This is a genomic window from Plantactinospora sp. CA-290183 (assembly GCF_050936375.1).
GTDB lineage: Bacteria > Actinomycetota > Actinomycetes > Mycobacteriales > Micromonosporaceae > Plantactinospora.
In genome coordinates this window covers 1-24731 of record NZ_JBNJMX010000014.1, presented here as the reverse complement: position 1 = coordinate 24731, position 24731 = coordinate 1, and the positions used below count along the sequence as shown (strand labels likewise).

Annotated in this window: 20 protein-coding genes and 1 pseudogene; 6 read left to right on the top strand and 15 right to left on the bottom strand. The window is 73.4% G+C overall.

The genetic code is table 11. The features are described from left to right. The first annotated feature begins 44 nt into the window (after positions 1-44). Positions 45-2012, top strand: a complete 1968-nt coding sequence (locus ACQEUR_RS19040) for a penicillin-binding transpeptidase domain-containing protein (protein ID WP_433032807.1) — start codon at positions 45-47, stop codon at positions 2010-2012. Positions 2013-2093: 81 nt separating this feature from the next. On the opposite strand, the gene ACQEUR_RS19035 is transcribed toward ACQEUR_RS19040, so the two are convergent. From ACQEUR_RS19035 to ACQEUR_RS19000, 8 genes and pseudogenes are all read right to left on the bottom strand, one after another. Next, the gene (locus tag ACQEUR_RS19035; RefSeq protein WP_433032804.1) at positions 2094-2330 is read right to left on the bottom strand and encodes a TM2 domain-containing protein; all 237 of its coding nucleotides are present in this window, start codon (positions 2328-2330) and stop codon (positions 2094-2096) included. A gap of 113 nt (positions 2331-2443) precedes the next feature. Continuing rightward, positions 2444-3199 carry an ArsR/SmtB family transcription factor gene (locus ACQEUR_RS19030; protein ID WP_433032801.1) on the bottom strand — a complete coding sequence of 252 codons (756 nt, stop codon included), beginning with the start codon at positions 3197-3199 and terminating at the stop codon, positions 2444-2446. A gap of 1278 nt (positions 3200-4477) precedes the next feature. After that, positions 4478-5423 (bottom strand): annotated as a pseudogene (locus ACQEUR_RS19025) (arginase family protein); the annotation flags it as partial. A 60-nt stretch (positions 5424-5483) separates the two neighbouring features. Beyond that, positions 5484-6416 carry a tetratricopeptide repeat protein gene (locus ACQEUR_RS19020; protein ID WP_433032798.1) on the bottom strand — a complete coding sequence of 311 codons (933 nt, stop codon included), beginning with the start codon at positions 6414-6416 and terminating at the stop codon, positions 5484-5486. 64 nt (positions 6417-6480) lie between these two features. Continuing rightward, on the bottom strand, positions 6481-8169 hold the full coding sequence (locus ACQEUR_RS19015; protein WP_433032795.1) for an acyl-CoA mutase large subunit family protein: 1689 nt from the start codon (positions 8167-8169) through the stop codon (positions 6481-6483). A 134-nt stretch (positions 8170-8303) separates the two neighbouring features. Next, positions 8304-8753, bottom strand: a complete 450-nt coding sequence (locus ACQEUR_RS19010) for an Asp23/Gls24 family envelope stress response protein (RefSeq protein ID WP_433032792.1) — start codon at positions 8751-8753, stop codon at positions 8304-8306. A 243-nt stretch (positions 8754-8996) separates the two neighbouring features. After that, the gene (gene meaB / locus ACQEUR_RS19005) at positions 8997-9992 is read right to left on the bottom strand and encodes a methylmalonyl Co-A mutase-associated GTPase MeaB (protein WP_433032789.1); all 996 of its coding nucleotides are present in this window, start codon (positions 9990-9992) and stop codon (positions 8997-8999) included. After that, entirely contained in the window at positions 9989-11188 is a 1200-nt protein-coding gene (locus ACQEUR_RS19000; protein ID WP_433032786.1) for an acetyl-CoA C-acetyltransferase, read from the bottom strand. The genes meaB and ACQEUR_RS19000 overlap by 4 nt, the downstream gene beginning before the upstream one ends. A gap of 64 nt (positions 11189-11252) precedes the next feature. Here ACQEUR_RS19000 and mce point away from each other — a divergent pair, with 64 nt between their 5' ends. Then, the gene (gene mce, locus ACQEUR_RS18995; protein WP_433032783.1) at positions 11253-11747 is read left to right on the top strand and encodes a methylmalonyl-CoA epimerase; all 495 of its coding nucleotides are present in this window, start codon (positions 11253-11255) and stop codon (positions 11745-11747) included. Here mce and ACQEUR_RS18990 read toward each other — a convergent pair. After that, the gene (locus ACQEUR_RS18990; protein WP_433032780.1) at positions 11723-12607 is read right to left on the bottom strand and encodes a hypothetical protein; all 885 of its coding nucleotides are present in this window, start codon (positions 12605-12607) and stop codon (positions 11723-11725) included. The genes mce and ACQEUR_RS18990 overlap by 25 nt on opposite strands. Before the next feature lie 177 nt (positions 12608-12784). On the opposite strand from ACQEUR_RS18990, the gene ACQEUR_RS18985 reads away from it, so the two are divergent. Beyond that, positions 12785-13840 (top strand): TIGR03621 family F420-dependent LLM class oxidoreductase, encoded by a 1056-nt coding sequence (locus tag ACQEUR_RS18985; RefSeq protein ID WP_433032778.1) that lies wholly within the window; start codon positions 12785-12787, stop codon positions 13838-13840. 71 nt (positions 13841-13911) lie between these two features. Here ACQEUR_RS18985 and ACQEUR_RS18980 read toward each other — a convergent pair whose 3' ends face one another. Continuing rightward, the gene (locus ACQEUR_RS18980) at positions 13912-14613 is read right to left on the bottom strand and encodes a hypothetical protein (protein WP_433032775.1); all 702 of its coding nucleotides are present in this window, start codon (positions 14611-14613) and stop codon (positions 13912-13914) included. Between the two features lie 190 nt (positions 14614-14803). Here ACQEUR_RS18980 and ACQEUR_RS18975 point away from each other — a divergent pair, with 190 nt between their 5' ends. The 3 genes from ACQEUR_RS18975 (at position 14804) to ACQEUR_RS18965 (ending at position 20212) form a co-directional block, all read left to right on the top strand. Beyond that, complete coding sequence (locus tag ACQEUR_RS18975) at positions 14804-16060, top strand: cell division protein DivIVA (protein WP_433032772.1); 1257 nt, start codon at positions 14804-14806, stop codon at positions 16058-16060. A gap of 197 nt (positions 16061-16257) precedes the next feature. Continuing rightward, positions 16258-18384: a hypothetical protein gene (locus ACQEUR_RS18970; protein WP_433032769.1), complete on the top strand. Its 2127-nt coding sequence runs from the start codon at positions 16258-16260 to the stop codon at positions 18382-18384. 502 nt (positions 18385-18886) lie between these two features. After that, positions 18887-20212: a hypothetical protein gene (locus ACQEUR_RS18965; RefSeq protein ID WP_433032767.1), complete on the top strand. Its 1326-nt coding sequence runs from the start codon at positions 18887-18889 to the stop codon at positions 20210-20212. On the opposite strand, the gene ACQEUR_RS18960 is transcribed toward ACQEUR_RS18965, so the two are convergent. From ACQEUR_RS18960 to ACQEUR_RS18940, 5 genes are all read right to left on the bottom strand, one after another. Further along, positions 20179-21546, bottom strand: a complete 1368-nt coding sequence (locus ACQEUR_RS18960; RefSeq protein ID WP_433032764.1) for a Coenzyme F420 hydrogenase/dehydrogenase, beta subunit C-terminal domain — start codon at positions 21544-21546, stop codon at positions 20179-20181. The genes ACQEUR_RS18965 and ACQEUR_RS18960 overlap by 34 nt on opposite strands. Beyond that, positions 21546-22856 carry a polysaccharide pyruvyl transferase family protein gene (locus ACQEUR_RS18955; RefSeq protein ID WP_433032761.1) on the bottom strand — a complete coding sequence of 437 codons (1311 nt, stop codon included), beginning with the start codon at positions 22854-22856 and terminating at the stop codon, positions 21546-21548. The genes ACQEUR_RS18960 and ACQEUR_RS18955 overlap by 1 nt, the downstream gene beginning before the upstream one ends. Continuing rightward, complete coding sequence (locus tag ACQEUR_RS18950) at positions 22853-23488, bottom strand: PIG-L deacetylase family protein (RefSeq protein WP_433032758.1); 636 nt, start codon at positions 23486-23488, stop codon at positions 22853-22855. The genes ACQEUR_RS18955 and ACQEUR_RS18950 overlap by 4 nt, the downstream gene beginning before the upstream one ends. After that, positions 23488-24354 carry a glucose-1-phosphate cytidylyltransferase gene (locus ACQEUR_RS18945; RefSeq protein ID WP_433032755.1) on the bottom strand — a complete coding sequence of 289 codons (867 nt, stop codon included), beginning with the start codon at positions 24352-24354 and terminating at the stop codon, positions 23488-23490. The genes ACQEUR_RS18950 and ACQEUR_RS18945 overlap by 1 nt, the downstream gene beginning before the upstream one ends. After that, on the bottom strand, positions 24354-24731 hold a 378-nt coding region (locus ACQEUR_RS18940; RefSeq protein WP_433032752.1), incomplete at its 5' end, for a methyltransferase C-terminal domain-containing protein. The genes ACQEUR_RS18940 and ACQEUR_RS18945, both read right to left, overlap by 1 nt.

Sequence of the window (24731 nt, the reverse complement as noted above, 5' to 3'; positions counted from 1 at the left end):
CGCGCGCTCCGTGGCGGTGCTCCCACCCGGAAGGTGATCCCGGCATGCGCTTCGTAAACCTCCTCGTCCGCTCCCGGCCCACCGGGCACCGCCGGCTGCTGGCCGGCGTCCTGACCCCGGCGCTGCTCGCCGCCGGCGTCCTCGCCGGCTGCTCGGACTCCGACGGTCCCGAGCGGACCGTGGACGCCTTCATCGGCGGCTGGCGGGGCGGCGACCTGAGCGCGGTGGGCTTCCGCAACACCGCCGGGCAGGTCATCGCCGCCGACGAGGTGGCCGGGCAGCTCAAGGCGGTCGCGGGCGAGCTGGCCGACAATCCGCCCGCGGTACGCCGGGAGGGTGCGGTCAAGATCACAGAAGACGCGGCGACCGCGGCCGTACGGGTCGACTGGACGTTGCCCGGTGACACGCACTGGACGTACCCGTCGGAGATCCGCCTCAAGCGTGTCGGGGACGAGGACTGGCAGGTGGTCTGGGACCCGAAGATCGTGCAGGGACAGCTCACCGCCGGCGACCAGCTCGCGCTGCGCCGCCTGCCGGCCCCGCGCGGCCCGGTGGCCGACGGCGCCGGGCAGCCGGTCGTGCTGCCCCGTCCCGTGGTCGTGGTCGGGGTGCAGCCCCGGGAGGTGCCGGACGTTCCGGCCCTGGTCAAGGACCTCGACTCGGCGTTCCGGGCGATTCGACCGGCGATCACCCCGGCGGTCGACCTGTCCGATCTGCCGCAGCGGCTGCGCGACGCCGAACCGGACGCCTTCGTCGAGGTGGTCACCCTGCGGAAGGAGGGGTATCTGCAGATCAAGCCACGCATCTACTACCTGCCGGGGACGAAGTTCCGGGAGGAGCAGCGCGAGCTGGCACCCACCCGGGACTTCGCCCGGGCCCTGCTCGGCTCCGTCGACCCGGTCCAGGCCGACGACATGGCGGCCAACCCCGGCGCCTTCGTGGTCGGCGACGTGATCGGACACGGCGGCCTCCAGGGTCGGTACGACAAGCGGTTGCGGGGCACCGTGGGCACGAGTGTGATCATCACCCACAAGCAGCCGGACGGCACACTCGCCCCCTCCGGGACGGAGGTGTTCCGGCAGGAGCCGAAGCCGGGCGAGGCGCTCCGGACCACCCTCGACGTACCGGTGCAGAACGCGGCGGACCGGGCGCTGGCCGGGACCCGTCAGCGCGCCGCCGTGGTGGCGATGCGGATCAGCGACGGGGCGGTGCTCGCCGCCGCCAACGGCGCGAGCGCGGAGAACCTCGCCTTCACCGCCCAGGTACCGCCCGGCTCCACCTTCAAGATGGTCAGCACACTGGGGCTGCTCGACGGCGGTGCCGTCAGCCTCGACGCCCCGGTCGACTGCCCGAAGACGTTCACCGTCGACGGGCGCTCGTTCAAGAACTCCGACTTCTTCGAGCTCGGTCGGGTGCCGTTCCGGGTGGACTTCGCCAAGTCCTGCAACACCGCCTTCGCGGCGCTGGCCCCGAAGCTCGGCCCGGACGGGTTGGCCGCCGCCGGACGCGCCCTCGGCCTGGAGGGCAACTGGCAGGTGGGCGTCGACGCGTTCACCGGCAAGGTCTCCACCGGCGGTTCGGCCGCCGAACGGGCCGCCGCCGCGTTCGGCCAGGGCACCACGCTGGTCAGCCCGCTGGCCATGGCGTCGGCCACCGCCGCGGTCGCCCGGGGCGGGTGGCAGCCGGCGAAGCTGGTCGTCGACCCGGCGCCGGGCGAGCCGGCACCGGCCGGCCCGCCGCTGAAGGCCGGCTCGGTGGAGCCACTGCGCACGATGATGCGGGAGGTGGTGACCAAGGGCAGCGGTACGGCGCTGCGGGACGTGCCGGGTCGACCGGTGTACGGGAAGACCGGCACCGCCGAGTACGACGACAATCCGGCACACACCCACGCCTGGTTCGTGGGCTGGCAGGGGGACATCGCCTTCGCGGTCTTCGTGGAGAAGGGCGGATCGGGTTCGGCTGCCGCCGTACCGATCGCCGAGAGGTTCCTGCGCGGCCTGGCCGGTCGCTGATCCGCCGTCGGGGTGGTCGCGCCGGCTGTGTTCCGGCCGGACCACCCCGACACCTCGCGGATCGGGCGAAGAGAAGCCCGGTCAGCGGGCGGCCAGCACCTGGCCCTGCTTGTCGGTGAATTTGCCGACCGCGATCATGATGAAGTCGATCAGCACCCAGAGGCCGAGGCCGCCGAAGGTGACGATCATCAGAATGCCGGTGCCGACCTTGCCGACGTAGAAGCGGTGCACGCCGATAACGCCGACGAAGAAGCAGAGCAGTAGCGCGACGAGCCAGGACTTCTGACCGACCGCCGGAGCGGTATCGGTTGCGGACATTGTTATTCCTCTCAGGACAGACAAAAGCGAGTCAGCGACCGCGCACACTACCGCAATCGCGAATGCCCCGATGTCCCTGCCGGAACTCCGCACCCGGCGCCGAGCCGCCGCGGTCAGCGACCGTAGAGGAGTGAGCCGGGTGTGGTGAGCACCTCACCCGTCTCCAGCCACGTCTTCAGCCCGGAGAGGATCATCGGCCAGCCGCCGTAGAGCTGCTCGCTCGCCCCCTCCGGAAGTTCGCCGTGAGTCACCGTCAGCCGGCACGAGTCGCCGACCGGCTCGATCTCCCAGGTCACCCTGGTGGCACCCACGTCCTTCACCTCGTCGCTCCAGAGCGCGACCATGCTGTGCACCAGTCGGCGGGGCGGCTCGACCTCGATGACCTCGCCCTCTCCGAGCAGCCCGTCCGCGTTCGGGTGGGTCATCTCCAGTCGGGATCCGGGCTGCCAGTCCGAGTTGACCCGCGAACCGAAGTTGTACCTGCTCCTGATCTCGCCGTCGGTGATCGCCTCCCAGAGGCGCTCCGGGGTCGTACGGATGTAGATCTCGAAGACTCGCTCCATGGAACGCTCCAGTCTGCTCTTGAGGCCGCTGAGCGTGGCCGCCCAGGGCTCGGCGTACTTGCTCACCCACCGGTCGTGGACGAGCCGGATCGGAACGGGATTGAGGAAGTGCAGCTTTTCCCGACCTCGTCGCCGGGTCACCACCAGACCGGCCTGCTCCAACTGCCGCAGGTGCTTCATCACGCCGAAACGGCTCATCGGGAAGCGCTCCTCCAACGCGCCGAGCGTCTGCCCGTCGGCCCGGAACAGCTCGTCCAGCAGGGCCCGGCGGGTCGGATCGGCCAGCGCCTTGAACACCTCGTCCACCGGCCAAAGATAGGTGACCATTTGGTCACATGTCAACGACGACGACGACGACGAGGACGACGGCGGCGACGGCGGCGACGGCGGCCGACGGCGGGCTCGGGCAAGAGGCGGAATCGCGCCCGGCGTGCTTCCGCGACCACGGCCCGCCGCGATGGCCCCGGCCCGCGATGGCCCCGGCCCGGGATGACACCTGCCGCAGCGCCTGTAGACCTGGGCGCACCAACGGGGCGCCGCCGCCCGCACGGGCACGGGCACGCGGGCCCGGACGAACACCGGACCCGCGAGCTCGGCCCGGGACGACACCTGCCGCGGCGCCTGTAGACCTGGGCGCACCAACGGGGCGCCCCCGCCCGCACGAGCACGGACACGCGGGCCCGGACCAACACCGGCACCCGCGCGCAGCCCGCCATCCACACCCGGGCAGGGACCAACACTCACACGTGCGCGAGCAACACCCACACCGCGCAGCCCAACACCGACACACGAGCGCAGCCCAACACCGGCACCCGAGCACGGACCAACACCGGCGCGCGGACCAACACCGGCGCGCGGACGAACACCGGCGCGCGAGCGCGGGCGCACAGACGGGGCAGCTCTACAGTGCCGGAGTCAGGATGCTCCGGTCGGCCGGTAAGCCCAGCCGTGCGGGCCGCCGGACATCGTCACGGCAGCGATCGGGGTGCGCGCTCCGGACGGATCGGGCCCGCCGGACGCCGACCACCGCCGATGAGCCCGACGGGCGGGCAGACGGGCCGGCAGACGGACGGGCGGGCGGGCGGGCAGACGATCAGGCGATCTCGGCGTCGGGGCCGGTGCCCGGAGCGGGGTCGCCGTTGCTCAGGGCGGCATCGGGACCGTGCTCTCCGTCGGTCGAGCCATCCCCCGATCGAGCATCGCCCCCCGACCGGCGCTCGGCGGCCCGGCCATCCAACGGGCGAAGGTCGAGCGGCGGCACCTCGGTCACCCGCCCCGCACCGGCCCGGAACTCGACCGGCGGGACCTCGACGGACTGGCCGTCGCCCGGTGGCGAGGTGCGGCGCAACCGCCCGGGGCCGACCACGGCGGGCGGACCGACCGGCTCAGCCCGCTCGACGGGCGACAGCCGATCGGCGGACGGGAGCAGGTCGGCGGGGGGCAGCAGGTCGGCGGAGGGAAGCCGGTCAGCGGGCGACAGCCGGTCCGCGGGCGACAGCCGGTCGGCGGGCTCGCCCCGGGGGGCCGGAACCGGTGCGCCGGCACGCGCCGCCAGTCTGCCGGCCCGGTCGACCGGCGCGGACCGGACCGCCGCGAGCCGGGGCGGGGCCGCCTCCGGAGCGGTCACCGGGGCCAGCCCGGCGACCAGGGTGCCGACGATCTCGGCCGCGTACGTCCCGTCGAGGTCGTAGTCGGGGTCGAAGACGGTGATCTCCACCCCGAGGCAGTGCGGGGTGTCGACCAGGCCGGCGAGCAGCAGCTCCAGCTCGGGGAAGGCGATCCCGCCCGGGTCCGGCGCGTCGACCGCGGGCATCACCGCCGGGTCGAGCACGTCCACGTCGACGTGCACCCAGTAGCCCGCGCAGTCGGTCAGCTGGTCGTGCGCCCACTGCGCGGACCGGGCCGCCCCCTCGGCCCGCAACGCCGGCACCGGCCGGGTCACGATGCCGGCGGCCTGCAGGTCGAGCCGGTACTCGTCGTGCGCGCGGATGCCGAGCACCACCACGTCGATGTCCCGGAAGTACGGCCGACGCCCCTCGATCGCGGCCAGGTCGGCCTGTCCCCGGCCGGTGACCAGGGCCAGGTCCTCCCCGGCCGCCGCGCCGACGTACGAGGCGTTGCCCGGGTGCCGGAAGTCGGAGTGGCCGTCCACGAAGACCAGCCCGATCCGCCCACCGACCGCCTCGCCCAGCCGGTGCATCGCCAACGCCGAACCGAGCAGGACCGAGCAGTCCCCGCCCAGTACGACGGGGAACTCGCCCTGGTCGATGATGGCGCCGATCCGGTCGGCCAGCGCCATCGAGTAGTTCGCGATGGAGTCGGCGTGGCACACCCCGTCCCCGGGACGCCAGTCGCCGGGGTCGTACCGGGGCGGGGTGAGGCAGCCGGCGTCCCGGGCGCCGAGCCGGGCGAGCAGGCCATGGTCGCGCAGCGCACCCGGCGCCTTGGCGCAACCCGGCACCGACGTCAGGGTCGGCGGGCGCAGCCCGAGGTTCGACGGGGCGTCCAGGACGGCGATCCGGCGCATCATGTGCTCCCGTCCGGTATCGCGGCTGCCCGGCCGGCACACCCGCTGCTCGTACTCACATTGTCAGAAGAGCGCCCGGGAGAGGGCCCGACGGGCGCTGGCGACCACGGGATCATCCGGACCGGCGATGGTGAACAGGGACACCAGGTGCTGCCGGGTAGCCTCCCGGTCATCGCCGACGGTCCGACGGACCAGGTCGACCAACCGGGCGTACGCCTGCTCGGCCTGTCCGCTCAGCACCTCGATGTCGGCCGCCAGCAGCTGCGCCGGGACGTCGTCGGGGTTCGCCTCCGCCCGGGCGAGCGCCGCCGACGGGTCCGCGCCGCCCACCCGACGGGCCAGCGCCACCTGGGCCAGGCCCGCCTCGGCCGCGGCGTCCGCCGGGGCCTCGGCCAGGATCTTCCGGTACGCCTGCTCGGCCGCGTCGAGGTCACCGGTCATCAGCGCCTCGTCGGCCTCGTCGAGCCGGGGGTCCTCCGGGGCCGCCACGGCGACGCCGCCGGCCTTGAGTACCGCGTCGAGCCACTGCCGCAGCTGTGCCTCGGGCACCACGCCGGAGAAGGCGTCGACCGGCTGGCCGCCGACCACCGCGTAGACCATCGGGATGCCCTGCACCCGGAACATCTGCGCGAGCCGGGGGTTGGCGTCGACGTCGATCTTGGCAAGCACCCAGGCGCCGGCGTACTCCGCCGCCAGCCGTTCGAGCACCGGGGAGAGCTGCTTGCAGGGCCCGCACCACTCGGCCCAGAAGTCGATGACGACCGGGGTGGTCAGGGACCGCTCCAGCACCTCGGTCTGGAAGGTCGCTTCGGTGACGTCGATCACGGCGACCCCACCCGCCCCCGCGGCGGGTTGGGCGGGCGGAGCGTCGCCGGAGGCGGCGCGGCTGGTGGGCGGGTTGGCCGCGGGCTGTGCGGGGGTCTGGGCGGCGCGCAGGGCGCCGAGGTCTACCGCGCCGCGGGTGAAGATCGACGAGGTGATCCGTGGGTCGCTCATGGTTGTCTAGTCTCGCACGCGACGCGACCAACCCCGACCATCCGCACCGCCCGGCCGCCGCTACTCAGAACCGGGCCGGCTCGCGGTAGACGCCCCACTCCGCGCGGAGCGCGTCGCAGATCTCCCCGAGGGTCGCCTCGGCGCGTACCGCGTCCAGCATCGCGGGGATCATGTTCCCGCCGGTACGGGAGACCTCGACCATCCGGGCCAGGTTGGCGGCCACCGCCGCGTCGTCCCGACCCGCCTTGCGGTCGGCCAACAGCCGGCGCTGTTCCACCTCGACCTCGTGCGAGATGCGCAGGATCTCCAGCTCCTTGGTGACCGTGCCGGTGTGGCAGTTCACCCCGACGATCCTCTTGTCGCCCTTCTCCAGCGCCTGCTGGTAGACGAAGGCCGACTCGGCGATGTGACCGGTGAACCAGCCGTCCTCGATGCCGCGCAGGATCCCGGAGGTCATCGGCCCGATCGGGTGCGGACCCTCGCCGCCGAGCTGGCGGATCCGGGCGAAGATCTCCTCCGCCTCGGCCTCCAGCTTGTCGGTCAGCGCCTCGACGTACCACGAGCCGCCCAGCGGGTCGGCGACGTTGGTCACGCCGGTCTCCTCCATCAGCACCTGCTGGGTACGGAGCGCGATCTCCGCCGACTCGTCCGTCGGCAGCGCCAGGGTCTCGTCCAGCGCGTTGGTGTGCAGCGAGTTGGTGCCGCCGAGCACCGCCGCCAGCGCCTCGACCGCGGTGCGTACCACGTTGTTGACCGGCTGTTGCGCGGTCAGCGACACCCCCGCGGTCTGGGTGTGGAAGCGCAGCCAGAGCGCCCGCTCGTCGGTGGCGCCGTAGACCTCGCGCAGCCAGCGCGCCCAGATCCGCCGGGCCGCCCGGAACTTGGCGATCTCCTCGAAGAAGTCGACGTGCGAGTCGAAGAAGAAGCTGAGGCCGGGGGCGAAGACGTTCACGTCCAGGCCGCGGCTCAGGCCCAGCTCGACGTAGCCGAACCCGTCCGCGAGGGTGTACGCCAGTTCCTGCGCGGCGGTCGAGCCGGCCTCCCGGATGTGGTAGCCGGAGACGGAGAGCGGCTTGTACCGGGGGATCTCCCGGGCGCAGTACTCCATCAGGTCACCGATCAGCCGCAGGTGCGGCTCGGGGTCGAAGAGCCACTCCTTCTGCGCGATGTACTCCTTGAAGATGTCGGTCTGCAGCGTTCCGTCCAGGCGGGACAGGTCCGCGCCCTGCCGCTCGGCGGCGACCAGGTACATGCAGAACACCGGCACCGCCGGCCCGGAGATGGTCATCGAGGTGGTGACCGCGGCCAGGTCGATGCCGTCGAAGAGGGTCTCCATGTCGGCGGCGGTGTCGACCGCCACCCCGCAGTGCCCCACCTCGCCGAGCGCCTGCGGGTCGTCGGAGTCGCGCCCCATCAGGGTGGGCATGTCGAAGGCGACCGAGAGACCCCCGCCGCCCGCGCCGAGGATCATCTTGTAGCGCTCGTTGGTCTGCCGGGCGTTGCCGAAGCCGGCGAACTGCCGGATGGTCCAGGTCCGTCCCCGGTAGCCGGTCGGATACAACCCCCGGGTGTACGGGTACTCGCCCGGCCAACCGATCCGGTCGAAGCCGGGGTGGTCGACGCCCTCGGCGGGGCCGTAGACCGGTTCCACGGGCAGCCCGGAGAGGGTGGTGAAGTCCGCCTCCCGCTTGCGCGCTGCGTCGTACCGGGCCTGCCAGCGGGCGCGGCCGGCGGCAATCTGGTCGGCGTTCATGCCACGGATTCTAGAGGGCTTCACTGAACGATCGCTAAGGACGTAAGGAAGGGCCCCTTCTTATCGCTTTCTGCATAGGAAGGGGCCCTTCCTAACCGTTCCCGGCGGCGGTGGGGCGGCGGTGGGGGTGGCGGTCAGGCGCCGGCGGCCGCGGGCGGGTTCAGCTCGATGTCGTCGACCTTGACGTTGACCTCGGTGACCCGCAGGCCGTAGTTCTCGACCGCCTCGATCACCTTGGCCCGGACCGCCTCGGTCACGTCGCCCACCACGTGACCCGCCTCGATCACCAGGACGACCTTGATGACCGCGCTGGTCCCCTTGACCTCCGCCGAGATGCCCCGGCTGGCGTCACCCACCTCGTCCAGCCCGACCCGGTCCAGCACGCTGTTGAAGAACCGGGCCACGTCGCCGCCGAGATCGGCGACACCGGGCACCGAGCGCGCCGCGGTGCCGGCGATCTTCTCGACGACCTCCTCGGACACCACGGTGGCACCCCTGCTGGCGCCCGACGCGGTCGCGGCCTGCCCCGCCGCTCCCGAGCCGTCCACAGCCTGGCCCGCATCGTTCGGCACAACCTCGGTCATTTCACGCATCTCCCCTGGTCTTGGCGGCTGGTCCCGGCGGCCTGCGCCGCGCGTCAGCGTCGACGGAGCCTACTCGGCGCGGCCACCTCGCGTCCGCACTCCGCGCCGCCGTCGCGCACATCGGACGCGCCGCCGTCGCGCACATCGGACGGTGCGGTCAGGACCGGGGGTACCGGGCCGGCCGGTGCCGAGGTACCGCCGGAAGTGCCGGGTCAGGTGAGCCTGGTCGGAGAAGCCGGCTGGTCAGCCGCCCGGCCGGTCGAGCTGGGCGAGCAGTTCGGCCGCGGCCGCGTACGGGTCGAGGGAGCCCTCGGCCACCCGTACGGCGAGCGCGTCGAGGCCCGTACCGGCGCGCAGCGAGCCCATCCGACCGCGGAGCACGCCCAGCGTGATCGCCTCGACCTCGGCGGCGGCCCGCGCCTCCCGCCGGCGGCGCAGCTCGCCGTGTTCGACCAGCCAGCCGCGGTGCTTCTCGATCGCGGCGGCGACGTCGTCGACGCCCTCGCCCCGGACCGCCACCGCGCGGATCACCTGCGGGCGCCACTCTCCCGGACCGCGCTCGCCGAGCGCGATCATCCCCTGGATGTCCCGGACCGTGGCGTCCGCGCCGTCCCGGTCCGCCTTGTTGACCACGAAGACGTCGGCGATCTCCAGGATGCCGGCCTTCACCGCCTGGACCGCGTCCCCCATGCCCGGGGCCAGCAGCACCAGCGTGGTGTCGGCCAGCGAGGCGACCTCCACCTCGGCCTGCCCGACCCCGACGGTCTCGACCAGCACCACGTCGCAGCCGGCGCCCTCCAGCACGCGGACCGCCTGTGGGGTGGCCGCCGCCAGCCCGCCGAGGTGCCCCCGGCTGGACATCGACCGGATGTACACGCCCGGGTCGGTGGCGTGGTCCTGCATCCGCACCCGGTCCCCGAGGATCGCGCCGCCGGTGAACGGGCTGGACGGGTCGACGGCGAGCACCCCCACCCGGTGGTCGCGGGCCCGCAGCGCCCGGACCAGCTCGTTGGTGGTGGTCGACTTGCCCACCCCGGGCGAACCGGTGAGGCCGATGACCTGGGCCCGACCGGTGTACGGCGCCAACGCCGCCGCGACCCGCGGCAGCAGCTCGTCACCGGACTCGACCAGGGTGATCAGCCGGGCCACCGCCCGCGGGTCGCCCGCCCGGGCCCGCTCGACCAGCAGGGGTACGTCCCGGCTGCGCCGCACGGGCGGGATCGGGTGCGGCGGCGTCACCCCTGCCCGCCGCCCTGCCCGGGCACGTGGATGATCAACGCGTCGCCCTGGCCGCCACCGCCGCAGAGCGCCGCCGCACCCGTGCCGCCGCCCCGCCGCCGCAGTTCCAGCGCCAGGGTGAGGACGAGCCGGGCCCCGGACATCCCGATCGGGTGCCCGAGGGCGATCGCGCCGCCGTTGACGTTCACGATCTCGGGGCTCACCCCGAGGTCGCGGGTGGACGTGATGCCGACCTGGGCGAACGCCTCGTTGATCTCGATCAGGTCCAGGTCGGCGACGCCGAGCCCGGCCTTGCGCAGGGCCTGGTTGATCGCGTTGGACGGCTGGGAGTGCAGCGAGTTGTCCGGACCGGCGACGTTGCCGTGCGCACCGATCTCGGCCAGCCAGGTCAGGCCCAGCTCGACCGCCTTGGCCTTGCTCATCACCACCACCGCGCAGGCGCCGTCGGAGATCGGCGAGGAGCTGCCGGCGGTGATCGTGCCGTCCGGGGCGAAGGCGGGCCGCAGCCGGCCCAGCGACTCGGCGGTGGTGTCCGGCCGGATCCCCTCGTCCTCGCTGATCACCAGCGGGTCGCCCTTGCGCTGCGGCACGCTCACCGCAACGATCTCCTCGGCGAACGCGCCGTTCTTCTGGGCGGCGGCGGCCCGCTGGTGGCTGGCCGCCGCGAAGGCGTCCTGCTCGGCCCGGGTGATCCCGTGCCGGCCGTTGTGCCGCTCGGTGGACTCGCCCATCGCGCAGCAGTCCCAGGCGTCGGTGAGGCCGTCCAGCGCCATGTGGTCCTTCACGACCACGTCGCCGTACTTGTAGCCGGCGCGCTGCCCCAGCAACAGGTGCGGGGCGTTGGTCATCGACTCCATCCCGCCGGCGACCACGATGTCGAACTCGCCGGCCCGGATGAGCTGGTCGGCCAGCGCGATCGCGTCGAGCCCGGAGAGGCAGACCTTGTTGATGGTCAGCGCCGGTACGGACATCGGGATGCCGGCCGCCACGGCCGCCTGCCGGGCCGGGATCTGGCCGGCGCCGGCCTGCAGCACCTGACCCATGATCACGTACTGCACCTGGTCGGGGGCCACCCCGCCGCGCTCCAGGGCGGCGGAGATCGCGACCCCGCCGAGCCCGGTCGCCGGAAAGTCCTTGAGGTTGCCGAGCAGCCGTCCCATCGGGGTACGGGCGCCGCTCACGATCACGGATGCCATGGAACTGTCGCCTCCGGGGGGACCTGGCGAGGAGTCTTAACGATGGTTAGGCCAGACTAGCGTGATGGGTGAGGACGTCCCGGGCAGCCCCGCTGCCGACTTTGTCACAGGCATCGGCCTGCTCGGCATCGATCACGTGGGTGTCGCGGTGCCCGACCTCGACGCGGCGATCGGGTTCTACCAGCGCGTCTTCGGAATGCGCTGCGTGCACGAGGAGACCAACGCCGAGCAGGGCGTACGGGAGGCGATGCTGACCGTCGGCCCGTCGACGGAGGGCGGCTGCGTGCAGTTGCTCGCCCCGCTCTCCCCCGACTCGGCGATCGGCCGGTTCCTGGACCGCAACGGGCCGGGCATCCAGCAGGTGGCGTACCGGGTGGCGGACATCGACGCCGCCTGTGCGGCGCTGCGCGACCGGGGCGTACGGGTGCTCTACGAGACGCCGAAGCGCGGTACGGCCGGATCCCGGATCAACTTCGTGCATCCACGGGACGCCGGCGGGGTCCTCGTCGAACTCGTGCAGCAGCCCGCCGGCGCTCAGGCGGCCGGGACGGTGTCGTAGGAGCGGATCAGCTCGGCCGGCAGCGGGGTGAGGTCGCTCGCGCGCAGGAAGTCGCCGAGGGTCGTGCCGGTGCACTCGGAGTCGACGTTGCGGGCGCCGGCCCGGGCCTGGACGTCCCGCCGGTTGACGGCCCGGAAGTCGATGGAGAAGCGGGTCCGGCCCGAGGTGTTCGGCACGGTGGTGTGCAGCTGCGCGCCGGAGAAGATCAGGATGCCGCCGGGCGGGGTGATCACCCGCAGGTCCGGCTCCCGCTCAATCTGCTCCTCGGCCCCGGGCTGCCGCCGCGTCTCGATCTCCACCTGCTGGGCGGCGGCGGTACGCCCGTGCGCCACCCACTGCGCGTAGTTGTACTCCCGGGAGGAGTTGCGGACCCCGGTCGAGAAGTACCTGGGGTGGAAGGCCATCACGTTGGCCTCCTCCACCTCGTACACCGGCATCCAGAAGTTGACCTGCGACATCGGCGCGGAGAACCAGGTGTCCCGGTGCGACTCGAACTGCAGGGTCAGCCCGGCGTTGAGATAGTCGCTGGTCATCGTGCGCAGCCGGGGTACGTCGAAGTAGGTCTGTCCCGGCTCGGCGCCGAGGTCGGCCAGCAGGCCCCGGACGAGCTCGGCGCTGCGCGCGTGGTTGATGAAGGTGGGTTTGAGGTCGGCGAGCACCCGCACGTAGTCCGGGCCGGCGAGGTGGTGCTGGGCGTCCGGCGGGAAGTGCGGCGCGAACGCCGTCTCGGCCATCTCCCGGGCGAACGCGACCAGGGCCATCGAGTGCGGCGTCGGCGAGTAGACGAAGATGTCCCCGGCGAAGAGCCGCTCCCGGCGCTCGTCGTCGGACATCGGCGAGTCGAAGTACACCACCGTCATCGCGGCCTCCTGCGGTTGCTCCCGGTAGGTCTGCGCCGCGGCCACGGTAAGCCGCCGCGGGGCGGCCCCGGAAGGAGCCGTGCGGTCGGGTACGCGCCGTGTCGATAATCCGACTTCGCCGCCGACGGTGCCGCTTAGCGGGGCGGTGGGCGCCCCGGCGGCGCATAGAGTCGGGCGATGCCGCCCCCGTACCCGGTTTCCGCCGCTCCCGGACCGGTGCCCGGCGCGTCCGGCGGGGCGTCCGGACCGGTGCCCGGCGAGGCGTCCGGACCGGTGTCCGGCGAGGCGGTCACGGCGCGTCCGTTCCGGTTCACCGCGTCCATGCCGCCGCTGGACCGGCCCGTCCCGCGCTGGCGGGACGAGATCCGCCGGATCGAGGACCTCGGGTTCAGTTCGGTCTCCGTCTCCGACCACCTCATCGGCGGCTGGGCGATGGACCCGCTGGTGGCGATGACCGTCGCGGCCGAGGCCACCACCCGGCTGCGGGTGCTGGGCCTGGTCCTCTGCAACGACTTCCGGCACCCCGCGCTGCTGCACCGGGCGCTGGCGAACCTCGCCGTCTTCTCGGCCGGCCGGGTGGAGATCGGGCTGGGCGCCGGCTGGCTGCGGGACGACCACGACGCCGTGGGGCTGCCGTTCGACCCGCCCGGGGTACGCGTCGACCGGCTGGCCGAGTCGGTCGAGATCCTGCTCGGCCTCTTCGGGGAGAAGCCGGTGACCTTCGCCGGCCGCCACTACCAGATCAGCGGACTGGACGGCGTGCCCCGGCCGGCCCGCCGGCCGCCCCTGCTGGTCGGCGGCGGCAGTCGCCGGATCCTGGAACTGGCCGGCCGCCGGGCCGACATCGTCGGGGTCAACCCCCGGCTGGCCGCGGACGTGGACCCGCTGGCCGCGGTCGCCGAACTGGGCCCCGAGCGGCTGGCCCGCAAGGTGGGCTGGGCCCGGACCGCCGCGCGGGCCGCCGGCCGCGACGCCGACGCCCTGGAGTTCCAGTCGCGCATGTTCGACGTACGGGTGACGCACCGCGGGGTCGAGCACCGCTCCACCTCCAGCCACGCCCGGCTCGTGGACCCGGCGACGCTGGCGTCCTCCCCCGCGGTGCTGCACGGCAGCGTCGACGGGTGCGTGGAGCGGCTCCTCGAACTCCGCGCCCGCTACGGCGTCACCTACCTGCATTTGGGCGGCAACCTGGACGCCGCGGCCCCGATCGTCGCCCGACTGGCCGGCCACTGACCCCCGGCACGGCCACTGACACCCGGCACGGCACCGGCGCCGGTGAACGGGCCCGGCGGGGGGCGGGCCCGTCAACCGGTGACGGCGAGGGCTCCGCTGCGCAGCACGTTGGAGGCGAGCCGGACCAGGCGGGCGCAGAGGTTCAGTTCGTTGCACCACTGCTCCGCCGTGTCGTCGTCGGCGGCGATCCGGGCGTCCAGCTCCGCGAACGACAGGTCGTCGAGACGCCGCCCGCGCAACCGGTCGAGCACCGGCGAGTCCGTGCCGCGCAGCACGTACTCCAGCGCCACCGCCTCGGTCAGCAGCCGGCCGGCGGAGGCGATCCGGCAGAACATGTCCGACCGGCCGTACGCGGCCAGGACCCGGTCGAACCGGCCGGGCAGGACGAGGGTCTCCATCCCGACGGCGGCGATGAGGTGGTCGAACGCGACCCGCCGGTCGGGCAGGGCGTCGTACGCCTCCTCGACCTCGGGGCGGAACTCGTCGTCCGGCGGCGCGGCCCGGTGCACCGCGACGTACTGGGCGAACTGCGCCAGCCGTTGGTACTTGCGGTCGCTGTAGAAACCCAGGCCCACGCCGAGCAGGCACGGGTCGTCCTCCGGCCCCAGCGGTGGATCGATCCCGGCGACCGAGCGCGGCTCGTGGTGGGCGGGCAGGCCCGCGTCCCGGAGCACGGTGTCGACCTCACCGAGCATCCGTTCCCAGTGGTCCCGATCCGGCGCGCATTCCCCGCAGCCGCAGAGGAAGACACCGACGAGGGCGTCGAAGGTCACCCGGTGAGGTTAGTTCACGTGCGGTTTCGGCGCGGAAGGCCAGACGCGCGGCCCCGGCGCCGGGCCTGAGTGGACGGTGGTCGCGGAAAACCCGGGCCGGCCCGGCGGGTCGAGTTGACCTTGTGAACGGCACGCGATACAACGGCCCGGCTCTTGCGAAGCACCCCGGGGAGTCTGCAAGTATGTCCCAATGCCCCAGCAGCAGTCCTCCCCTCTTGCGTTCTTCGATAACGCGAACTCACAGCCAGATTTCACGGTGGCCCTGCGCGGCTACGACCGCGAGCAGGTCAATGGTCACCTCGGCCGGCTGAACGCGGCACTGAACCAGTCCGAGCAGGCGCGCGCCGAGGCCGAGCAGCGGATGAACGACGCCCAGCGTCGGCTCCGCCAGGCCGAGCAGCGGTTGGCCGCGGTCGAGCAGAAGCTCACCGACACCAACAAGCAGCTCGAGGAGAACAACCGGCCGACCCTCTCCGGTCTGGGCACGCGGGTCGAGCAGATCCTCCGCCTCGCCGAGGAGCAGGCCAACGACCACCGCGGCGAGGCCAAGCGCGAGTCCGAGGGCATTCTCTCGGCCGCCCGGCTGGAGGCGCGGGAGATCACCGACAAGGCGCGTGCCGAGGCGGCCGCGATGAAGGCCTCCGCCGAGCGGGAGGCGGGCACCGTCCGCACCGCCGCCGAGCGGGAGGCCGCCGAGGTCCGGGTGCAGGCCCGCCGCGAGGCCGACACGCTGCGCGCCGACGCCGAGCGCGAAACCAAGCAGCTCCGTACGGTGACCGCGCACGAGGTCGCCGAGCTGAAGTCCACCGTCGAGCGGGAGGTCGCGACCCTCCGCGCCACCGCCGAGCGGGAGATCACCCAGCAGCGGGCGAAGGCGGCCCGCGAGGCCGAGGAGAAGCGCGCCGAGGCGACCAAGCTGCTCACCGACGCCCGGGACAAGCGCGACAAGGACCTCCAGGCCCTGGAGCTGCAGCTCGCCGAGCGCCGGGAGAAGGCCGAGCGCGAGGAGTCCGAGCGGCACGCCGCCCAGGTGGCACAGACCCAGAAGCTGGTGGCCGAGGCCGAGCAGCGGGCCCGCGCCGCGCAGGACCGCGCCAAGGAGATCGAGCAGCGCGCCGAGGCCCGGCGGATCGAGTCGGAGCGGACCGCCGCCGACACGATCGACAAGGCCAAGGCCCTGGCCGACAAGACCCTGAACGAGGCCCGCGCCGAGGCGCACCGCCTGCTCACCGAGGCGCGCACCGAGGCCGACCTGACCACCCAGGCCGCCCGGCGCGAGGTCGAGGACCTCACCCGGCAGAAGGACGCGGTCACCTCGCAGCTCGGCCAGATGCTCTCCGGGCTGGCCGGCATCGTGCCGGGTGTCGGCTCGGCGGCGAAGACCGAGACCAAGGGTTCCGACAAGGACGACTCCACCGACCGGGTGACCGCCGACGCGGCGAACTGACCGCGCGACGGTCACGGGTCGGACCCGAGGGGCAGCAGCAACACGGTGGGGGGCCGTGCCGGATCTTCCGGCACGGCCCCTTACGCTGTGCCGGAGAGGAATCCGGTAATTTCTGGCATGTCGACACCAGTGAGCGTGGCCCCATCAGCGCCGTCGGTATCGCCGCACAACTAGGCAACGCGTGTGAGGATGGGAGCATGTCGCACGGCGAGGAACTGTTCGCCCTCAGCGGGGACGTGACCACGGAACCGAGTTTCGAGTCGGCCCTGCGGGGCTACGACAAACGGCAGGTCGACCGCTACGTCGCACGCGCCGAGAACGAGATCGCCAGCCTGGCCGCCGAGCGGGAACAGGCGTACGGGCAGATCCACAAGCTGGCCGGCCAGGTCGAGGTGCTACAGCGCGACCTGACCGCCGTACGGCGCCAGGTCGGGGTGCTGGACCGGGCCTCGTTCCGCCATCTGGGACCGGTCGTCGAACAGATCCTGACGCTCGCCGAGGAGCAGGCCGAGTCCATCCACGCGGGCGCCGCCGCCGAGATCGAGGCGCGCCGGGCCGAGGCGGACCACGTCCTCGCGGACGCCCGCGAGCAGGCGGCCACCGCGTTGCGTGACTTCGAGCTCGCGCTCAGCGCCCGGCGGGCCGAGGAAGAAAAGATCAACACGGCCCGGCGGGCCGAGGCGGACGCCGCGGTGGCCGCCGCCGCCGAGGAGGCCACCCGGCTGCGCGAGGCCAGCCAGACCGCGTTCGCCAAGGCCGAGCGGGAGAGTTCCGAGCTGCGCAACCGGGTCGCCGAGGAGGCGAACCGGCTGCGTGAGGCGAGCCAGGCGGCACACGCCAAGGCCCTCCAGGAGGCGAAGCAGCTCCGCGACACCGCCGAGCAGGAGGCCCACCGGCTCTCCGAGCGGACCGCCCAGGAGACCCGGGAGTTGACCGAGCGGACCGCCCGGGAGGCGCAGCAGGTCACCGAGCGGGCCCGGGAGGAGTCGGCCCGGCTGCGCCACGCGGCCCAGCACGAGGCCAACCGGGTGCGCGACGCCGCCCAGCAGGAGGCGACCCGGCTGCGCGAGGCCGGCCAGGCCGCCCACGCCCAGGCCCAGCAGGAGTCGCAGCGGCTCCTCGACGCCGCCCGGCAGGAGGCCGACCGGCTCATCGAGCTGGCCAAGCAGGAGGGCGCGCAGTTCCGCGAGGCCGGCCAGGGGGCGTACGCGAAGGCGAAGCACGAGGCCACCCAGCTCCGCGAGGCAGGCCAGGCGGCACACGCCAAGGCCCAGCAGGAGGCGAAGCGGATCACCGAGGAGACCGCCGAGCTCGTCCGGCAGTCCCGGGCGGAGGCCGAGGAATACGCGTCGCGGATCCGGGCGGAGAGCCAGCAGGAGCTGGGCGCCTGGCGGGCCGGGGTGGAGCAGGAGGTCAACCGCCGCACCGCCGCCGCCGAGCAGGAGATCGCCGCCCAGCGGGCCACCGCCGAGCAGGAACTCGTCGCCGGCCGGGCCGCGCTGGAGGAGGAACTCGCCTCCTACCGGGCCGCGGCGGACCGCGAGTTCGACCAGCGCCGCACCGAGCTGGAACAGGCGTACGAGGCACGGCAGGCGGAAATCGAGGAGGGGGTGGAGGGGATCCGGCGGCAGGCCGAGGAGTACGCCACGAACCTCCGGCGCCAGGTCGACGAGGAGGTCGCCGAGCTGCGGCGCCAGGCCGAGGACCAGCTCGCCGCGTCCCGCCGCCAGTTCGAGGAGTACATGGCCACCGCGCAGCAGCACCTGGCCACCACCCAGCAGCACCTGGCCACCACCCAGCAGGAGGCGGTGGCCGGGCGGCAGCAGCTGGCCGAGGTCATGCAGGAGCTGGCCCAGGCGCAGCAGGCGCTCGCGGACATCCGGCAGGAGACGGTGGCGTCGCGGCAGGAGTCCGACCGGATCCAGCGGCAGCTGGCCGCGGCCCAGCGGCAACTCGCCGACGAGCAGGAGCGGCTGACCGGTACCGAGCAGTCGGCCCAGCAGGCCGGGGAGCAGCTGGCCCAGACCGAGGCCGACATCCAGCAGCTGGCGGAGGCGGCGGGCGAGCCCTCGCCGGACGGCCACCGTTCCCCGCAGGGGCGTCCGGCCAGGCCGGAGCCGGCCCGGGTGACCGAGCCGGTGCTCGGTGGCGTCGACGGCGGCGTGGACGGTGAGCCCACCGTGGCCGCGGTGCCCGGCGAGGGCGGCCGGGAGCCGATGCCCACCAAGATCACCAGCACCGGGGACGCGGGCAAGCGGAACGGCAAGCCGACCGTCGAGGACCAGGGCGCGAAGTCCAAGCGGGTCACGGTCGACTCGGAGTAGCCGGGTCGGACCACCAGCGGCATCACGAGCGGGTACGTCGTTGCGGCGTACCCGCTCGCGCGTACCGCCCCGGGTCCCGCGGCCCGCGGCGCTACTCGGAGTAGCGCTCTTCGGCGTCATCGGCGCCCTGGTGGCCATCCCGGCGGTGTAGCTGGGTGCTGCGCGGGGTGATGCTTCCCGGCAGCGGGCCCGCTGCGGGTGGAAACCCGCTGACCAGCGGCTCCAGGGTCCGGAGCGGACGGGCCGCAACCGGTTCTGTCCACAATCCGTCTGAATCGAGAATAGTAACCGCTTCGCTCCAGCTTGTAGTATTCAGCTGCGGCCAACAGATGGAGAAGATCCGGATCGCCAGGGCTCCAGGCGTTCGGGACGGTCTCCGGGCCTTACGGAGCGTGCCGACCGGAGCGGGCGGCGCGGGCATGGCCGATTCGGCTGTCGGGCGGGGCTTGTGCAGTGACGATCGCGCCCGCGGCTTCATGCGAGACGCCCGTGGGGGGTAGCCGTGCCCGAAACCAACGCCAGACCGGGGGTCGACCCGGCCACCTTCATCCGGCTGCCCGGCCGTCCACGCCGGATCCTGCTCCTCGGGATCTTCGTCCTCGTCGCCGTCCTCATCGCCGCCAGCGGGTACCTCGCGCTGCGGCTCACCGAAACCGACCGGCGACCCACCCCGCTGCTGCTCGACCGGCCGGACACGGTGGTGGCGGACCGGAAGTTCGAACGGCCGATCGAGATCGCCGCCGACAACGTCATCCTCCGGGGCGTGACGGTACGCACCGGCGGCGCCGCCGCGATCTCGGTCCGCTCCGGCGTGGTCGGCACGCTGATCGAGGACACGGACATCCACTGCACCTCGCGGAGGACCGACGGCGTCGCGGCGGGCAACTACTCCGCGCTGCGGGTCCGGGTCGACGGCTGCGCCGAGGCGTTCCGGCAGGTGGCCGGCGCACCGGCGACCATCCTGGAGTCGTACCGGGACGGTGAGCCGTACCGGAATCCGGCGGCCGGAAGCCCGGCGCCGCCGGCCGCCGGACCGGCGCCCTCCGCCGACGGGCCCTACGCGCCGGCCGTGGCCCCGACCCCGATCACCTACTGGCCCAGCGCGGCGAACACCGGCGTCCCGGTCGGGACCGCGCTGCGCAACTCGGGCTCGCTGAGCCTGCGCACCGCCGGCCAGGTGGTGACCGGGCTGAACATCGTCGGCTGCATCACCGTGGCGGCGGCCAACGTGCAGATCCTCCGCTCCAGGATCACCTGCACCAGTCCCACCTACGCGATCCGCACCCTCGCCGGCACGCTCAACCTGCTGATCCAGGACGTCGAGATCAACGGTACGGCCACCAACTCGGCCTCGATCTGCTGCAGCGACTACACCCTGCAACGGGGGAACGTCTACAACATGATCGACGGGCCCCGGCTGACCAACAACACCCGGATCCTCGACTCCTACCTGCACAGCCTGACCCGGGTCGCGGGCTCGCACAACGACATCCTGCAGAGCACCGGCGGCACCAACATCCTGGTCCGGCACAACACGTTGCTCTCCTACAACCCGGCCACCAGGGATCCGTTCAACTCGTGCGTCACGATCGGCTCGGAGACCAGCCCGACGCTGACCAACATGACCGTCGAGGACAACTACTGCAACGGCGGCAACTACTCCATCGGGATCAGCCCCCGGCTGCTCGGCGCCAACATCCTGTTCCGGAACAACAAGTACGGCCGGGACTACCGGTACGGCGTGGTCTCCGGGTACAACCGGGCGGGCGTGATCTGGGAGCGGGCCACCAACGTCTACTTCGACAACGGGCTGCCCGTGGTCATCTGACCGGCTCCACGCCCCGTGGCCGGGGGCTCGGCGGTCACCGCCGCCCCCGGGGGGACCGACGGCTCGTACGGCACCAGCGCGGCCGGCTGCCGTAGCCGCCGGCGCCCGATCCGGCGCAGCGTACCGAGGGTCGAGCGGAGCTTCTCGGCGGCGGAGAGGTGCCGCCACCAGACGCCGGCCATCGGCAGGTGGGTCAGCCGGGGCGTCATCAGCCCGGCCGCGCGCAGCGTGCCGAGCCGTCCCCAGACCGCACCCCGGGCCCGCAGCAGGTTCGGCTGGGAGGCGGGCAGGATCCCCGGGGCCACCGGGGTCAGCACGAGCACCCCCGCCGCGATGGCCGCCTCGACCAGCCGTACGCCCCGCTCGGTGCGGGCCAGCACCAGCGACTGTCCCGGATCGTCACCGGTCGGCCGGTACCACGGGTCGCCGACCGCCACGTCGGCGAACTCTCCGGTGTGGTCGGGGCAGAGGTGGCAGCGCCACTGCCGGTGCTTCTGGAGGATGTCGCCCCACGACTCGGCGTAGCTGAGCCGTCGCTGCCGCCCGGGCGGGTCGTCGGTCAGCCGGGCCCGGGCCTCCCCGGGCCAGCCCGCCCCCCGGTAGTGCACGGAGGCGAGCCGGGCCGGATCGTCGACCCCGAGCCGGGCGAGCATCTCCAGGGTGCCCCGGGTGGTCGGGGTGCCGGCGCAGAAGACGGCGATGGTCAGCCCGAGCCGCGCGTCCAGCTCCGGCCGGACCCGGCGGGCCATCCGCGCCGCCGCCACGTCGCAGGGCTTGCCGATGAACACGCACGGCCCGTCGGCCGCCTCGACGAGGTCCAGCCGGTCGCAGGGGCTGGCCGGCGCGTACCGGGACCCGGCGTTGTCGAGCAGTTCGGCCGGGGTGCGGGAGAGCCGGGTCCCGTTCAGGTACGGCACGTCGGTGCGGGCGCCGATGTGCAGCACCCCGGCCATCCGCTCACCGGTCAGGCAGTAGCCGGCCAACGCGGTCGCCACGCCCCCGCTGGAGGCGGCGTGCCGGATCTGCGGATCGGCCGCGTACCCCTCCCAGAGGGCCCGGACCGGTCCCCAGGCCGGGCGGAGTTCGGCGATCTCGCCGGGCTCCGGGCGTGCCGTGTCGTGCCCCAGCCGCACCCCCGGGCAGCACTCCAGCGCGGCGGCGGCGCCACCACCCTGCAGCACGCCGGCCCCGACCGGGGTGATCGGCAGCGGCCGGCGGCCGTGGTCGAGCACGTCGACCATCCGGACCTCGTCCGGGGCGAGGTGGGCGCAGACGCCGCAGCCGGTGCAGAGCTGGGCGGCGGCGACGTCGTGCACGGTGCGCGGCCGGCGCATCAGCCGACCCGGGCCACGCCGCGCCGGTGCCGCTCGGCCCGGGCCACGGCGACGAACTCGTCCATCTGGGCGGCGGCGCGGCGGACCGCCACCGGGGTCCGCAGCCCGAGTTCGGCCGCGGCGCAGGCACGGTCGGTCCAGGACTGGAAGAGCAGCTCCAGCAGCTCCTCCTCACCCAACCGGCGGGCGTCGGCGACGTGCCGGCGCTGCCCGACGCTGGCGAAGACGCCGCGCGCCTTGTCGCTGTACGCCACGACCGCCGCCGGTACCGCCGAGGAGAGCGCGGCGATGGTGGCGTGCATCCGCATCCCGCAGAACCAGTCGGTGCGGGCGATCACCCACTTCGTCTGGTGCGGATCCAGCCCGGCCGGGGAGAGCGCGACCCGGTCGCCGTACCGGGCGGCGAGGGTCGCGTACAGCCGCTCGCTGGCGACCCGGTCGTCGTCGGCGCCGTTCGGGGTGTGCACGTGCGGCACGATGATCACCCGGGTCGGTGCACGGTCGAGCAGCCGTTCGGCCAGCCGCCGCGCCACCTGGTGGGCGTCGCCGGCCAGCCCGAACCGGGCCCGGCCCTCGGGGCGGGTCAGCAGGCCGCTCACGTTGATCCCGGCCACCGGTCCGGGCGCCGCCTCGAACCATCCGACCAGCCGCTCGTACGCCGGTTCCTCCGGCGGGCGCGGCTCCAGCGCGAAAGCCACGTCCACGCCCTCCCGGTGCCGCTCGGGATCGAGGTCGGCGCCGAGCAGGTCGCCGAGGGCGGCGAAGCTCTCCGGATCGCGCGCCCAGGCCATGGCGGCGCCCCGCACCAGCGCCGCCGCTTCGGCCCGGAGCCGGGTCGAACGGAACGGCCCGTACGTCTGCGGCAGCAGCACCAGCGGCCGGCCCCGCAGCAGGGCCAGCCGCTTCGGCCAGGCCACCGTCCGGAACCGGTGCTCGCCGTAGAGGTCGCTGAAGCTGTCTCCGCCGCTGACGTCGAGCACCGCGTCGGCCGCGTCGATCCGGGCCAGGCCGGCGTTGCGCAGCCCGCCGAGCGCGGCACTGACCCGCATGTTGAGGTAGGACTCGGGCCGGTGGTAGCGGCGCGAGTGGCGGGCACCGTGCAGGGTGATCGGCACCGGAGCGCCGGCCACGAAGGCATGCCCCGGGCGTCGGCCCCAGCCGTCGTCGAAGACGGTCACCTCGGCGGCGGGTTCCCGGGCCAGCAGCCCGCCGAGGGTGGCGGCGCGCAGCGCGCCGACCCCCAGGTTGAGGTGGGCTCCGGGTACGCCGAAGAGGCAGACCCGCAGGGTGGCGGCACGGGGTCGGGTCATGGCTCGATCACCGCTTTCTCGCACCGGAACGCCTCGGCGTACCGGGACCGGCACTCCATTCCCCGCAGCCGGGCCAGTCCGAGGAACACCTCGTCGTCCCACCAGTCCCGCGCCTTCTGCGACGGGTAGGCCGCGTGCAGCAGCTCGACCTTGCGGTGCACCCGCTCGGCGGCCAGCGGCAGGTAGACGTTGCGTCGGACCAGGTCCCCGTCCCACTTGGGAATCTCGTAGTACAACAGGGTGGCGTCCCGGAACGACGTGGGTGCCAGGGCGCCGAGTGTGCGGTGGTCCTGGTGGGCGTCGTCCGGGTCCGGCGCCAGGACCAGGTCGGCGCCGAGCGTGGCCGCGGCGGCGTCGACGATCTCCTTGGCCTCCCCCCACCGCGCCGGCACCCGGCCGTCCGGCAGGTCGTGCAGGGCGAAGCTGACTCGCGCGCCGGGCAGGAACGCGGCGGCCGCCGCCCGCGCCTCGGCCTGCCGGGCCGGCGACCCGGTCAGGAGTACGTAGTGGACCCGCAGCCCCGGGTTGTCGCCGAGCGCGAGCAGCAGCCCGCCGGCCCCGATCTCGATGTCGTCCGGGTGCGCCCCGAGCAGCACCACGGACCGCGCCGCGCCCAGTCGCAGCGGCATCATCAGCCGGTCAACCCCGCGGCCGCCCGTTGCGGGCGCGGTGCGGCGGCGAGCACGGGTTCCAGGGCGGCCGAGCAGGGTTCCCGGTTCCGGTTGGCGTCCCAGAGCATCCACGGGCAGCGGGCCGACTGGTAGAGCTCCTCCAGCTCGGCGCGGTCCTTGAAGGTGTCCGCGGCCCGCCAGAAACCGGTGTAGCGCTGGGCGATCAGCCGGCGCTCCGGCAGCAGCCGGTCGAAGCCGTGCGGCACCAGGTCCTCCCCCTCGCGCAGCACGGAGAAGATCTCCGGGCGGAGGATGAAGTAGCCGCCGTTCTCCCACTGCATCAGCTCGCGGATCGGTCGGACCCGGGTGACCTGGTCGCCGGGGGCGATGTCGATGACGTGGTGCGTCGACTGCACCGGTACGGCGAGCAGGCTGGCGGCGGCGCCGCTGCCGGAGAACCGCTCGATCATCTCCGGCAGCGGGGCGTCGGTGAGGGTGTCCGCGTAGTTGGCCAGGAACATCGTCTCGTCCTGGACGTACTCGCGGACCCGCATCAGCCGCTCGCCGATGCTGGTGCCGAGCCCGGTGTCGATGAAGGTGATGTTCCAGTCGGTGATGTCCGCGGAGAAGAGCCGCACGTTGCGGCCACCCATGGCCAGGCTGAAGTCGTTGGAGAGCGTCTCGTCGTAGCGCAGGAAGTAGTCCTTGACCGCGACGGCACCGTAGCCGAGGCAGAGGATGAAGTCGGTGTGCCCGAAGTGGGCGTAGTAGCGCATCACGTGCCAGAGCAGCGGCCGGTCGCCGATCATCGCCATCGGCTTCGGTGCGGAGGCGGCGTCCTCGCGCATCCGCATCCCCAGCCCGCCGCAGAAGAGGACGACCTTCATCAGACCACCTCCAGCGCGGGGATCGGGAAGACCAGCCGGCCTCCCCAGTGCCGTACGTAGGCCAGTTGGGTGGAGATCTCGGTGCGCAGGTTCCACGGCAGCACCAGGACGTAGTCGGGGCGGTCCCGCGCGATCCGCTCCGGGGCGTGGATCGGGATGTGCGTGCCGGGCAGGAACCGGCCCTGCTTTTGCGGGCTGCGGTCGACGGTGTACTCGAGCAGGTCGGCCCGGATCGCGCAGTGGTTGAGCAGCGTGTTGCCCTTGCCCGGGGCGCCGTAGCCGACCACCCGCCGGCCCTGCGCCCGGGCGGTGAGCAGGAAGTCCAGCAGGTCCCGTTTGATGTTGAAGACCGCCTCGGCGAAGCCCAGGTGCCCGGC